Consider the following 14338-nt stretch of genomic DNA (forward strand, 5'->3'; position numbering starts at 1 on the left):
GTATAAATCGATAAAGCTAAACGCAGGATCTGCAATCAAAGGGCGGCACAATCGGCCTTAAGACAACTTTGATACGATAGGTAAAACTTGGGGGAGCTATCCAGAAACTCGAAAACAGATTAGCATGTGCACCAATATGGAATGCCCAGTCAACTCATCACAGGACAATCATGCGGACACATTTTCGCCAAACGCACTCTTTTACAGTGCTTATGCTTGCCATGCTAATGGCCCTACTGAGCGGTTGCGCTACAACATCAGCAAGCCCATCAACCACTGAATTCAATGCCACAGCAAGTGATGTCAGTAACGATAACGACCACTCGCCACAACAGCATCAAACACCACCCGCAGTAGTTGAGCAGTACAGCGACGTGTGGGAAAAGATCCAACACGCCAATACCATTGACGTCCATGATGATGCCGAAGTACGTAAACAGCGTAACTTTTTCGATGATAAACAAAAATTTATGAACCAAGTCGGCGATCGCGCCGAGCCATTCTTGTATTACATAGTCAGCCAGCTCGAAGCGCGTAACATGCCATTAGAATTGGCGTTATTGCCCATAGTCGAAAGTGGCTATAACCCTTTAGCACAAGCTAACGGCCCCGCAGGACTGTGGCAAATGATCCCTGCTACTGGACGTAATTTTGGCTTAACGGTGAATTCAGCCTACGATGGCCGTAAAGATGCGCTGGCCTCAACCGATGCAGTGCTCGACTATCTACAGCACCTATACGACACCTTAGACAAAGACTGGATCAACGCCGTCGCCGCCTACAATACCGGTGAGCTAGTGATCAAAGCCGCCATTGATAAAAACAAAGCCAAGGGCAAACCTACGGACTTTTGGTCACTGGGTATCCCCGCTAAGCGAGTACAAACAGTCCCTAAGTGGCTGGCATTTATTCAGATTATTCGAAATCCCAACCACTACGGTTTAAAAGTCCCTCCTATTGCTAACCGCCCTTTCTTGGAAAGAGTGCCAGCACCTAATGGCGTAGATATTGGCCAGATTGCTAATGCAGCAGGGCTCAGCAAAGCAGAATTTAAAACCTATAACCCAGGCTTTCGCCAAGGTGTAATCCCCAGCAAAGGCAAATATCAAATCGCCTTACCGCTGGAAAACATAGGTCATTATCAGGAAAATCAAGACAAGCTCTACGCTCAAAAACGCTATGACAGCCAAAGCTATATCGTCAAATCTGGCGACAGCCTAGGCACAATCGCAGCCAAGTTTGATATGTCAGTGAAAGCATTAAAACAGGCCAACAATCTGACATCTGACCGCCTAAAAATCGGCCAAGAGCTCACACTGTTAACGCCAATGGCGGGCAATGATAATGAGCCTGAACCCACTAAAACTAAGGCGAAGGCCGATAAGAAAGCCAGCAGTAAGCCATCAAGCAAGGCGAATAGCACTGCCACCGACTCAACATCGGCCGATAAACCGGCAACGAAAGCGGCCACGTACAAGGTAAAATCCGGCGATTCGCTGGATAAAATCGCCCGTAAGAATAAGGTTAAACTGGCTGACTTAATGAAGTGGAACCAGCTCAATGGCAAAAGCATTATTAAGCCAGGCCAAGAACTGAAAATTTCCGAATAACGATTGTAGTTTGAACGGCAAAAAGCCCAACAAAGCGCGGTTCCAAAGCGCTGTGTTGGGCTTGTTTCTATCCCAATATCAGAGTTAACCGCCACAGCTCAGCGTTACTACTCAGTTGACCTAACCAATACTCCCGGACAATCATTCCAAAACAAACCATTCTAATTGCACGCCATTATTTTGTGTCTTTCTTCGCTAAACCAAGGGGATACAATTGCTGCTTAAACATGCCAACAGGCATGTAATCGCCCACGACACCATATTGCTCTGGCCACTCTTTCTGACCTCGAACTGCAGTCCCAAATAGGTAATCTAAAAAAGAAAAATGGGCAGCATAGTTACGGTCGATTGCCGCCTTATCGGAAGCATGGTGCCAATGGTGGAATTGCGGACTGACAATTAAGTAACGTAGCCAGCCAAAGTTAACCTGCACATTGGCATGATTAAAGACCGCCTGCACGCCAACGATAATCACATAAATACTGATGATGTCTTTGGAGAATCCTAAGATAAAAATCGGCGTGAGCACTAAACAACGGGTAGCAATCAACTCAAACATATGTTGCCTTGAACCAGCCAACCAATCTAAATGTTTCGCGCTATGGTGCACCGAATGGAAGCGCCACAGGAAAGGGATCTCATGGTAAGCACGGTGCGCCGCATATTGCATTAAATCGGCGACCAATAAAATCAACAACAGTTGCAACACAAAGGGAAGACCCGCGATAAAGCTTTGCACTGTGCTGGAAATAGCCCAAGAAAAGGTCGACTGCACAAATTGGTTTGCCACCAATAATACAAATCCAATCGCTAAGTGATTCACCAAAAAATGGTTTAAATCCCCTTGCCACTCGGGTCTCAATATTGCTTGTTCTGGTTTATGGGGTAGCCATTTCTCGATAAAAATGAAAATTAAGGTTGAGCCTAATAAGTCTAAAATAAACCAATCTAAACCCAGTGAGACCTTATGATTAGCAAAAGGCTCGACCTCAACTTGATGACCACCAAAGGCAATCGCTAAGCTCACAAATACCCAAGCCACAAAGCCGAAACGCTTATTTTTATTTCGAATAAAATTCAATAAACCTAAACTGCCCGATACCACTAAGGCGACAAATATTAAGCTGCGAATAACATCGACATTATAGCTTTGGCGTAATTCTGGAGTGGTGAGATATTCGGGAAAATGAAACGCCAATACACCCAGAAACGATAATATCGCTAACATACACGCTATAGTACCGCTAATACTGCCTTCACCAATTTGGAAATGACCGTCTTTAAATCCTTTATTCATCACAGTGAACTCCTTTTCCTATATTGCTCGCGTTATTCATACCACAGCTTATTCACACCACAGCAATGCTCGGCTTAATTTTTGCCGATCAGCCTACATTAACCCCGCAGCCACAATCAATAAAAAGTGAATGCTAAGACAATAATGCTCAATCTACTAAGCCCACTAAAACGAGCACACAAAAACAGCCCAAAAAAAGCGCTACCTAAGTAGCGCTGTTTTATTAGAGCCGTTCACTCACCTTAGCGGTTAGATCTTAATCAAGTTATAACCAAAGCTAGTAGAAGGATCTTTATTCAGCACCATAGTCACATTGTCTTCATTGCTGAAATCCATTAAATCGGATGCATAGACAACGGTTTTAGTACCGTTTTCCACAGCGATAACTTTAATAGAATATTCGCCAGCTGGCACAGTCACTGACTGAGGGCTCGCAGGATTGACCGCGGTGATCTTATTTACAGCCGTTTCAATCGTGTCATTTGCCTTTAAGAAATACACGGTTAGATTGCTTTTATCGGCAAAACTCACAATGTCGAACTTAAAGCTATAGGGACTTGGCGTCTTAGTTTGCTTCATCTCCATCGCCTTCACTTGGCTGCCCTGCTCGGTCGTTTGCTCATAGATGAAGATGGTTTTAATCTCATCTTGGTTCAGGGTGATAAGCACATTATCGAGCAATTTATTTTGCGTACCGTGGTCGAACACACTCACACCAAAATCATTAAACTCAGCACCTTGATAGCTAGTCACCCCAAAAGATGGCACTTCGCTAAACAGAGTATCTTGCTTACTGCTGGCCACTTTCACATCGATAATGTGCGAACCTAAACCGTTAAAGACGCGATAATCGACACTCGCTTCTAATGCTACATGATTGCGAACATTGGTGGTTGAATCGACACTGTCCAAGGTGATTTTTGAATCCGAAGCACCAAAACCTTCACGGATGATCAGCTTATAAGGCACCTTAGAACTGAATTTAATGTTCGCAGTTGTATAAGAAACATTGGTTGTTCCCGCTGGTGCGAGGTAAACCTTATATTCACCCGTATCCATCACTTGCGGCTGCGACACTTCACCGTAGGCCACACTGCCTAACATCACGGCATCGGCAAAGGTTTGGGTCGACTTAGAAACATAAGCGTCAAAGGCTTGGGCATGAACTGCAGTATTGGCAATCAAGAGCTGCATTTTACTGTTTTCAGCCACTTCGTTGAGCTTATCGAGTTCAGTGCGAGAATAGTTGATATTAAGTAATTTAGGTTCGGCAAAATCACCATGTAATACAAAGAAATGGTCCGTTGCAACTTTCAAATCGATATTTTCTTTATAAATAGAGATATCTTTATCAGAGGCATCCTTAGCCATCACTTCAATCGCAGTCACGCCAGCCGTCGACGTAAATCGCGGCATAGTGTCCCCATAGATCACACTTTCATAGGTTTTATCGGCAACTTTGAGTGCAGTAGCAGTGCTTCCAGCTGAAGCATTATAGAATTGCACATAGGTGGCATTTTGATCTGTGCCCTCTTCATTATTATCATCTGAGCCACATGCCGTTACCGCTAAACAGGCAACAGCCACCGCAGCGAATCCCTTTAGCTTACTTTTTATCATTGTTTCCCTCATTAGCAGACAAAAATTCAGTTCAATCTACGCAGTTATACAATGACAACAATGGCAATTTCCACTAAAAACAAAAACAAATATTTTACAAACTCAAACACTTAACAAACATTTCAATAACACACTGAAAAGTGATACAAACCACACTTTTCAGGCCCTTAATTGATACAAATGCGGCTGCTGATACTTTTGCTCGCCTCTCAAAAATTCTGCTCCAGTGGAAAATGACTGTTCTATCGAACACCTCTCTTTTAGGCTTAAAGCGACTATGGATAAACTATCCTCAGACGGTACAAACCTTGTTCGACTAATGCGATTAGGTTACTCTCGCATCGCCAATTAAGCCTTTGGGATGGATAGGATTTGCAAGGGATTCTCAACTACTACAAGCAATGTTTTCAACACGATAGTGCCGAAATCAATCTCTGGTCAAGCCACAAGCTTGCCGAGCAAGATCAGCTATTACTCCAACATGAAGACGAGTTAAGCAGTGGCTTCCTACCCCGCTTGCCTGTGCCATTTGCTCCCGCCAGTGCATTACTAGCACGTAGCACTTTGTATTTACGTGAAAAGGTATTATTGCACTGCTGTCTGTTTTTCTGCGGCGCAGTCGACCTTAATGGCGAAAAACGTAAAGTCGTGACACCACTCCTTTATCGCGAATGCCAATTACAGGCTGACGGCGATAATCTCTACCTAGAGAGTAATAACACTCTAGCTGGCAACGGACCATTCACTATCAATGAAGCTCTATTAGAAAAATTAGTCGTTGAAGGACATAGCCTAAGCCAAGATTTACGCGATAATCCAACGGATGTCAGTGGCTGGATATCTTGGCTGCGGGCAGGCCAAGCCGATGTTGATACCAGTCATTTATTGCATTTTCCCAAGCTGATCGATGAGGCTGAATTTACTAGCTTATGCCGTAAACGTGGGCAGTTTCTTGTCAGTCGAAGCCAAATCATTTTGGCAGAACGTTCGATCGCAAGTCGGGGCATTTTGCACGAACTCGACAAACTAATGACAGCGCCTGAACCATCAGCACCGCTTAAAGCGCTATTCGCAGAAACACAACAAACAACATCAATCAGCGCCAGTGAAGACACACAAGAGGCTTATCTTCCTGGGCTGTTAAGCCGCGCGCAAATTCAGGCCTTAAAGATTGCGGCCAATCATACTTTGGGGCAGATCTCAGGCCCACCAGGAACAGGTAAGAGTTACACCATAGCCACAGTGGCAGCAGAGCAGGTATTAAGGGGTAAATCTGTCCTCATCGTCGCCCACACTGATGTTGCTGTTGATGTGATTGCCGATAAGTTACAGCAACAATTCCAGCTAGGGAGCAGCCTTATTCGAGCAGGCTCGCCGCAGTTTATAAAAGTCCTTAAAAACCAGATTGATGAAATGCTCCATGGTCAGCACCCAGCATCTGATGAAGCCGTCTCGGATAGGTTGCTACTCAATGCAAAACAGCAACTTAATACTGTGACTCGTCAGCAAGTCAAGATGGAAGCGGGCTTTATACGTCATTGCCGCCATGCCATACGTCGCGGCCAAAAACTGGCGACCTTACAACAAGGACAATCCCGTTGGCGCTTAGGATTTTATAATTGTGCTTACCGTGCAGGTATCAAAAGGTTTGCCCAGCAATGGAATGAACTCGATAAATTAACGGCCCTCATCGCGCAAAAAGAAGACTTAAGCCTCAAATACTTACAATTGGCAACTCACTATCGATTAAACCAATTACTCAAACATAAGCGCAGTACGCTGGTGAGTTTTGCCAGTGCGTTACGCGCTCGCCAGTCCGCTAAGCAACTCGACGGCTTCTACAAGACGGATTTTGATGCCTTAAAACAAACCTTTCCCATTTGGTTATCTAGCCTTGCCAGCTTGCATAAAGTGCTGCCCATGGAGCAGCAAATGTTTGACTTAGTGATTATTGATGAAGCCACTCAAGCCAATATTGCCGCATGTTTACCGGCCTTGCAGCGAGCAAAGGCGGCACTGGTGGTGGGAGATAGCAAACAACTGCGACATTTCTCGTTTTTATCCCGCGCAAAACAAACTCAAATCCAGACCCAACTCGGACTCGCGCAGGATTGCCGCGGCCTAATGAGCTACCGTGATGCCAGTATGCTCGACTTAGCGTCACAATCCCTCGCAAGCCAATCCCAAGTGGTATTTTTAAATGAGCATTTTCGGAGTAAACCTGAGCTGATCCAATTTAGTAATCAGCAGTTTTATCAAGGCATGCTGAAGATTATGCAGCACAGACCTTGCACAAGTTCAGGGCACTTACACAGAGTCCACGTTACCGGCAGCCGTGATAGTAAGGGAATTAACGCCATAGAAGCGGAGGCATTAATTCAAAAGTTAGCTCAACTGATTGATGAACAAGAAAATGTATTAGTGCCTTCCAGCATTGGTGTACTCTCCTGTTTTCGCAATCAGACGGAGTATTTATCCCAGCAAATCCTTGCGCGCTTTAGCGCACAACAACTCGAGCGTCACCAATTACGGATTGCCACGCCCTTTGGTTTTCAAGGGGAAGAGCGCGATATTATGCTGCTGTCGTTTAGCATTACGGCCAACGACAGCCGCGCCGCCGTGTATTTAAATCGCGAAGATATGTTCAATGTCGCCATCACCCGCGCTAAACAGATACAGTGGCTATTTTTATCGGTACAAGCGCATGAACTCCCCAACAATAATTTACTGGCAACTTACTTAGCATCGGCGGGTCAATTTCAAGCGGCACACAATTATGTCGATTCCCTCGATACCTTCGGCCAGTCTGTGGCACTCGCGATTGAAGAAAAAGGCATAACTGTCTGGCGAGCCTACCATATGGCGGGGCTAGAACTGGATATTTTATGTCGCTATGGTAACCAATATTTAGCAATAGATTTAATCGGTTACCCAGGACCTTGGGCGGACTTTTTCGATATTGAACTGTATAAACTCTTACAGCGCGCGGGCATTAAACTGATCCCCGTCAGCTACGGGCTATGGTGCCAACAACGAGAACTTTGTATCCAACATATTTGTCAGCAATTGGGTATTACCCAAACAAGTTAATGCAGTAAATAACAGCCTTAATCATGCTGTTGATAAATCGCTTTTATCTTGCTTCGCAACCAAGTGATTTTGGGGTTATGGCTGTTTCTCTTATGCCAAATCAAGGTAAAAGGAATGGCGAGTTTATTAAGATATTCGCCACTTATCGGGATCGGGCGAGTGACTAAGTCAGGGTGTAATTGGCGGGCATATTGCTCACAATATTGCGGCGCTATTGCCATCATGCTGTGGTGAGGCTCTGCCGCGACAAACAGTGACTGCTCAAAACTGGCCAAGGTCAGCACAATATTGCGACTTAACCCAAGCTCAATAAGCACATCATCCAAGGCCCAGGTTTCGCTCTTTTCCCACAAGATATTGATATGCGGATATTTAAGAAAAGTGTCTATGCTCCACTCTTCCTGTAAGGCGGGATGATCGCAGTGCAAATACACCTGGGGAAGATCGGTAAATAAAACCTCAAAATCGATAAAATACGGCAGTAAATCAAGGGACTCCTTGGAACGAGGATGACTTTCTCGGCCGGTAAACCCCATATCCGCTTCACCACGCACAATCGCTTCGAGTGAATCGTAATCCCAATTTCGTACCTTCACCTTTGCATCAGGGTATTTAGTATAAATGGCCTGAGTCAGCTCATTAAGCATGATAAGCAACAAAGGCGACTCAAGCATCAACTCGAAGGTGAGCCCTTTGGTCATCTCGTCACCGCGCTTAGCCATCAGTTGCTTACCCATTTGCAACCATTCGGATAACTCCTGCTCCATACCGTGAGCCAATGGCGTTAACTGAAATCCCTGCGGCGTTTTGACAAATAAGGGATCGTCAAACCAATTCCGTAATTTGGCCAGCGACTTACTCACAGTGGATGGCGTGACATTGAGCTTTTTGGCAGCCTTAGAGACACTCCGCTCCTGTAATAAAAGCTGCAAAATAAACAATAAGTTAAGATCGAGCCGACTCAGGGATTTGGTCATTAAGTACAATTTCCGGCAATTTAGGAACCGCTAAGATCAGTGTAATGCTCACCAGCGCACCGACAGCGAGGATCACTAATAATATATTAATCGCACTTACTTCGAGCAGACCCATCACCCAAATATATAAAGCTGAAGTACACACTTGAGCAATTCCCAGTAAAGAGCTGGCAACTCCAGCCCGAGTAACAAATGGACTCAGCGCCTGACTCATGGTGACCCCAAATCCAATCGCAAAGCCCGAACACACAAAACCAAAACTGAGCAGATTGAATAACTGACCCAGCCAGCCCAATTGGGTCAAAATCAACACCAGTGCTGCGGCGGCAAATAATGTCTGAGAGAACAAGATTAAGGATTTTTCTTTAAACAGGTTAAGCAAAACGGGCGTCGAAAATGAGGCCACCATACTCACAAATGCTGTCATAGCCATAGTGTTAGAATATTGTCCACGGTCAAACCCCATCTGCCCCATGATCAACATGGGAGAGACATTTACATAGCTTAAAATCGTGGTCACGCCTAAAGTCGTTATCACCACGCGACTGAGAAAAAACCGCTGTTTAAAGGATTCTTTATACCCACCCGACTCAATTGTGGTGTGAAATTGCGGTTTAGGATAGGTTTCGCGCAATACAAAAATACACAGGGTTAATACCATTAATCCCATCCCCGCCATAGTATTAAATAGGCTAGGCCATGGGAATTTAAGCATAATTAAATGGCCTATCACAGGCGCTATCACAGGGATAATACAAGTCACGCCATTGACCATAGAGAGCACTTTTGCTCGGCGCTTATCGTCTAATACATCACGCAAAATCGCAAAAGCCACAACATAGCAAGAACCCGCACCAATGCCTTGTGCAAAGCGTGCCATTAAAAAGAGATCACTGGTTTGCGCACTACCGGCAAAGTAAGAGGCAATAGCAAACAAAAATGCGCCAAACAAGGTAATGGGTTTACGCCCAATCCTATCGGCTAAGCTCCCCGCAAACAGCATAGTGGTCGCCATTCCCGCAAGATACACAGAAAAAGCAATATGCAGCTGCGCCTCACTCGCCCCTAAATCCTGCGCAATTTGCGGCAAACCGACCAAGTACATATCTATCCCTGTCGGGTACAAAAGCACTAGACAAAAACTGCACAATAGATATCGAAACATATACCTCACCCCATTAGCCATCTCACACATAAGTTGCGCCTAGCCTAGTTTCACTCGCACAGATCTGTGAGTGGCATTTTCGACAACAGGTATTTCCATTGACGACCTATGGGTGGGCATAACACCACGAACGTGAAAGAAAAGTTGGTAAAAGAAGATAGAGGAGGAAAGGGGTAGAAAAATATCCCCTGCGGTTTGCGACCACAGGGGATATGTCGGTGAATGATCAGTCCACTATTCTATGAGCCCAACACTCATTGCTGAGGATCTGGCGGTGCAGGCAGGACTTGGATCATTAAACTACTATCGTCTTGCAGATATTGCTGCGCCAATTTATTAAGTTCTGCAACTGTCATCTGCTGCGCTAACGCTTGCCTTTGTTTAAAGGCAGCAAAACGACCGGGATGACTCTGGGCAGTTGAGGTGAGATCTAACCAAAAACCATTGGTTTGCGGCGCAGCTTGCATCCACTCAAGCACTGGTTGGCGGGCTCGATTAAGTAAGTCCTCACTGATCCCCGAAGGCGCTTTAACTTGCTTAACTGCGGCGGTGAAATACTCGGCAACCGTTGGCAACATGGCTTGAGTCGTCACGCTAAACAAACCTAAGTAACCATAACCGCTGGCATTGAAATCGTTATAAGAAAAGGCCGATGGCGAATAACTCGCACCCGCTTTCTCCCTCACGTTTTCCGTTAATAGAATGCTTAGCACTTGCTCCAGCAGACCCAATCCCGCGTGTTGACTCAAGTGAGTCATATCCGTTGTAGGCCACACCATGGCAAGTGCCGCCATATCCAGTTGACCATAATGCGTTAATGTTTTCTGAACGGGCACTTTCGGAAACACAGGTACTATCGACTGCGCATTATCAATAGGGCTACGCTTAATGGCGCCAAGCGTTTCAGCCACAGCAGCAATGGCACTCGCTTCGTCAAAATCGCCCACAATAGCGAGTTCAATCGCCCCTTGCTCGACGGCCGAATGGAAACTCGGCGCTAATTCTCCAAAGTGACGTTTGAGAATTTCTTCAGGCTCACCATAACCATAGCGTTTATCACCATTATGGGAGATACGGGCAAACTGATTAGAAAACTCAGATTGTGGGTTGCTATGAATACTTTGTTGCTCGGCAATCACTTGTTCACGAAACAATTGTTCAGCCTGCTTATCCATACCCGGCTCAATTAAATAAGCCGTCATTAAGCCAAGCTGCGTGCGAAGCTCTGCGGCATTAGTGCTAATCTCGCCGCCAAAACTTTGCTCACGCAGGCCTAAGTTGATGGAAATATCTTGCCCAGCAAAAATATCCTGCAGACTGTCATAATCATGGGCCTTGAGCCCACCCTGCACAAACGCACTGTTAAACAGATAAGACAAACCATCCAACTCAGGGAATGGCACTTCACCAAAGCCAATGTTTAGGCTGACCAATGTGGTGCCTTTGTTAAAGTTGGTAGGCTTAAGATTAAGGCGCACGCCATTGGCAAATTGCAGTTGACGAATCCCCGTTTCCTTATCGCGACTGTCAGCCACTAACTTGCCTTGCTCACCAAACTGAGTATAAGCAAACTCATCAATCGCCTTGATTGCTGGTGCGCTCACCGCTTGTTTACGGCTTTTCTCGTAGCTGGCGATAAGCTGTTGTTCAGCATTTTCAATGGGCTTATTGCTGGTCAGATACAAATACGGCGTGGCGTTCCATGTTTGATTAAACACTTGGCTTAGCTTTTGCGGTGTCACTGTTGGCATTATTTTTTCAAAAAATGCGAGCTGCCAATCGGGTTCGACAGGGACGCGATTGCCCGCCACCGAATACACTAGACTCTCGGCAATATTCACACTGTGAATGGTACTGCTACCCGCGACACTTAGCTGATATCCCTTATGCATACGTTTGATTTGCTGGTCAATTTCCTGTTGGCTAAAACCAAACTCTTTTGCTTGACGCAGGGTTTTCTCCAAGAGTGCGATTCCCTCTTGCCAGTTATTTTCCTGCGTACCTAGGCTCATTTGTGTGCCATAGGCAATATCAAACTGCGGTCCAACCTGCAGGTTTACACCATATAAACCTTGGCTATGCAGTAATTGCGACTCCATACGGCGATACAAGATGCCGTGGGCAAGCTCGAGCAACATTTCCTGCTCCCGCACAGCAGGGCTATCGGTAATCGCTGAGATGGGTTTTAGCATGCCAAGGGAAACTGACGTTGACAGACTTGGATCAAAAAATGCCGCCGCATCGACACTTTGGCGCTCTGCGACAGTACCAATAGCTTGTTCCTTGGTTTTAGCGGCCAAAGGCGCGGCCTTCCAACTGGCAAACTGTTGTTTTATCTTTTGTTCTACCGCGGCGACCTCGATATCACCCACCACAATTAAAGTGGTGCGTGAGGGCGTATAAAAACGCTGATATAAAGACAGCAACGCCTCGCGATTGGCATTACTGATACTGTTCGCCTCACCCACGGGGAAGCGCTTTGACAGCAATGTGTTTGGCATTAAAAACTGTAATTGGTTACGGTAATTCTCAAGATCCGCACCGCTACGTTCACGCAGCTCAGACAACACCACCGCTTTTTCACGTTCAATTAGCGCTGGGTCGAGTAATAGATTACTGGCAATTTCTCGCATTAAAAACAAAGCGGTATCGACTTTATCTTGGCTATTACTCGGCAAGTTGAATTGATAGACCGTCTGCTGAAACTCTGTCACGGCATTGGTATCGGCGCCAAAACTCAGGCCAAGGCGCTGCAATGTCGGCATCATCTCCCCCGCAGCCAATCCGGTCGATCCATTAAAGGCCATGTGTTCAAGAAAATGCACTAATCCTTGCTCGGCATCAGACTCGACCAAAGAGCCTACATCCACCCGCATCCGCACTATGACCGCCTGCTCCGGCGTCTTATTGCTCACCAATAAATAACGCATACCATTGGCAAGTTCACCGGTATGGATCCGCTCACTCATAGGCAAGCCTGTCGTTCCCATCCACAGCGGATCTTCGCTCGCCTGCAGTGGCAACGCCATACTCAAAAGCGCCAGCAGTAACCACTGACGCACAAAACTAATTACCTTGAAATTGTTCATTAAAATTCGCACTTTTCCCCCAAAATCAAACAAGAAACCTAGGAAGCGCTCACCTATGTTTCAGATAAAATAAGCTTTCACTATAGTACCTAAAGCACTTTAAGTCACAAAATCAATACCTTATGCCGTACTAAAAATAGTTTATCGCCTTGATATATAGTCAGAATATGCCGAAAAATAATGAGAGAGGAAGGAAGCTGAAACAGCTGTGGATTTAATGGTTACTGTGGAATGGTATGCATATATTAGCGATATGTTGAGCACTTAAGCACTATCATTCCAGTGACACGCATCAAGCACATCCTTGTGTGCTCGACCGTGACATCCATGTCACGAACGGTCACTTCCATGCTAGTGCTTAATTGGCGAAGCCATTTCATCAACCTAGTAACAGAGCAATTGATACTAATAACAATTATGAGAGCATAGGTTCTTCTATAGAAAACGAAAATCAAGCGACTTGGTCAGTTTGAAGACGAAGGCTTTCATAATAATCTTCAGCAAGAGCTGTCATCTTAAATTCGGCATCAATCTCAACAATACTATCAACAGCATCCTTTATAGTGGGTAAATCAACTTGGAAGAATTCCTTCCTCAAATTCACAGCGTTTACTCGCTGTAATGTAAATTTTCGATGTAAAGCAGCTTCCAATGCTGGTGCATCTTCAGCATATATCATGGCATGTACATCGAATGGAAACGGCACACTCGCATCACCCAACTCTTTGACACGATCCATAGGTTCTAGACGTCTTGTTAAACCAATTTTATAAACATCTTCGCCAAATGAACCTATATTGCTAATTACATACACATGCCCCTTTCGTGTTTGCTCAGCCATACTCTTTGCTCTAGCCTCTTTAGCTTCGGCTTCTAACAATCGCTGTTCAAGTTCTGCAATATGCTGCTCAGTTATAGCTCTTTCACTTTCAGATGCTTCTAATAATTCTTGTCTTGCCTTATCTAATAAGCCTCTATACATTCTTTCTTCTTTTTCTGCTTCAGCAATAGCACGTTCATACTCTTTAATTGCTCTCTGCTCCTCTCGAATTTGCTCTTTTATAAGCTTTTGCTCATCAACTTCCTCTTGCTTCTTCAATGTATATTGATATTGAAGCTTACACTCTTCGAACTTCAACTCAACATAGTCAAGATTAAAACCACACTTCAACGTGGCTGCCGATTTTTCAAGCGTATTCGCAAGACTTTCTATACGTTCAAGAGTTCGACTAAAACTACTTGTGTAGTGATGTGATGGACGCCTCAGCACCTAAGCTTGCAGTATTATGCCAAGCTTAAAGCTGACAAATAGTTCTGGAGGTTTCCATCATGGATATTAAAGTTATTGGTATCGATTTAGCCAAAAATGTTTTTCAAGTTTGTGTTTGTCTTATGGATAACTCTGTCATGAGTAACAAAAAGGTTAACAGAAACAAGCTGCTCGATAAAATTAGACAATTCCCCGAAGGTAGCCTTATTGCTATGGAGGC

At 45.0% G+C, this 14338-nt stretch carries 8 protein-coding genes and 1 pseudogene; 3 read left to right on the forward strand and 6 right to left on the reverse strand.

Annotated features, from left to right (window positions below):
* Positions 1 to 170 precede the first annotated feature (170 nt).
* Positions 171 to 1610, forward strand: coding sequence for a LysM peptidoglycan-binding domain-containing protein (locus L5M71_RS20205; RefSeq protein WP_263209442.1), 1440 nt, complete (start codon positions 171 to 173; stop codon positions 1608 to 1610).
* Positions 1611 to 1785: 175 nt separating this feature from the next.
* Here L5M71_RS20205 and L5M71_RS20210 read toward each other — a convergent pair whose 3' ends face one another.
* On the reverse strand, positions 1786 to 2907 hold the full coding sequence (locus L5M71_RS20210) for a sterol desaturase family protein (RefSeq protein WP_263181805.1): 1122 nt from the start codon (positions 2905 to 2907) through the stop codon (positions 1786 to 1788).
* A 249-nt stretch (positions 2908 to 3156) separates the two neighbouring features.
* Positions 3157 to 4527 (reverse strand): DUF4397 domain-containing protein, encoded by a 1371-nt coding sequence (locus L5M71_RS20215; RefSeq protein ID WP_263209443.1) that lies wholly within the window; start codon positions 4525 to 4527, stop codon positions 3157 to 3159.
* Between the two features lie 372 nt (positions 4528 to 4899).
* On the opposite strand from L5M71_RS20215, the gene L5M71_RS20220 reads away from it, so the two are divergent.
* Positions 4900 to 7617 carry a DEAD/DEAH box helicase gene (locus L5M71_RS20220; RefSeq protein ID WP_263209444.1) on the forward strand — a complete coding sequence of 906 codons (2718 nt, stop codon included), beginning with the start codon at positions 4900 to 4902 and terminating at the stop codon, positions 7615 to 7617.
* 17 nt (positions 7618 to 7634) lie between these two features.
* On the opposite strand, the gene yidZ is transcribed toward L5M71_RS20220, so the two are convergent.
* From yidZ to L5M71_RS20240, 4 genes are all read right to left on the reverse strand, one after another.
* A complete protein-coding gene (yidZ, locus tag L5M71_RS20225; protein ID WP_263209445.1) occupies positions 7635 to 8594 on the reverse strand; it encodes an HTH-type transcriptional regulator YidZ in 960 nt (319 codons plus the stop codon).
* A complete protein-coding gene (locus tag L5M71_RS20230) occupies positions 8563 to 9759 on the reverse strand; it encodes an MFS transporter (protein WP_263209446.1) in 1197 nt (398 codons plus the stop codon). Before L5M71_RS20230 ends, yidZ begins: the two co-directional genes overlap by 32 nt.
* Positions 9760 to 10013: 254 nt before the next feature.
* The gene (locus L5M71_RS20235) at positions 10014 to 12848 is read right to left on the reverse strand and encodes a M16 family metallopeptidase (protein ID WP_263209447.1); all 2835 of its coding nucleotides are present in this window, start codon (positions 12846 to 12848) and stop codon (positions 10014 to 10016) included.
* Between the two features lie 451 nt (positions 12849 to 13299).
* A complete protein-coding gene (locus L5M71_RS20240; RefSeq protein WP_263209448.1) occupies positions 13300 to 14019 on the reverse strand; it encodes a GIY-YIG nuclease family protein in 720 nt (239 codons plus the stop codon).
* Positions 14020 to 14177: 158 nt separating this feature from the next.
* Here L5M71_RS20240 and L5M71_RS20245 point away from each other — a divergent pair.
* Positions 14178 to 14338: pseudogene (locus L5M71_RS20245) on the forward strand (IS110 family transposase); the annotation flags it as partial.

The organism is Shewanella sp. SW1, from assembly GCF_025653545.1.
Lineage (GTDB): Bacteria > Pseudomonadota > Gammaproteobacteria > Enterobacterales > Shewanellaceae > Shewanella > Shewanella oncorhynchi.

Bases quoted from the DNA above. Each gene is read 5' to 3' on its own strand.
- L5M71_RS20205 (WP_263209442.1), top strand. From the start codon at position 171: ATGCGGACACATTTTCGCCAAACGCACTCTTTTACAGTGCTTATGCTT.
- L5M71_RS20210 (WP_263181805.1), bottom strand. From the start codon at position 2,907: ATGAATAAAGGATTTAAAGACGGTCATTTCCAAATTGGTGAAGGCAGT.
- L5M71_RS20215 (WP_263209443.1), bottom strand. From the start codon at position 4,527: ATGATAAAAAGTAAGCTAAAGGGATTCGCTGCGGTGGCTGTTGCCTGT.
- yidZ (WP_263209445.1), bottom strand. From the start codon at position 8,594: ATGACCAAATCCCTGAGTCGGCTCGATCTTAACTTATTGTTTATTTTG.
- L5M71_RS20230 (WP_263209446.1), bottom strand. From the start codon at position 9,759: ATGTTTCGATATCTATTGTGCAGTTTTTGTCTAGTGCTTTTGTACCCG.
- L5M71_RS20235 (WP_263209447.1), bottom strand. From the start codon at position 12,848: ATGAACAATTTCAAGGTAATTAGTTTTGTGCGTCAGTGGTTACTGCTG.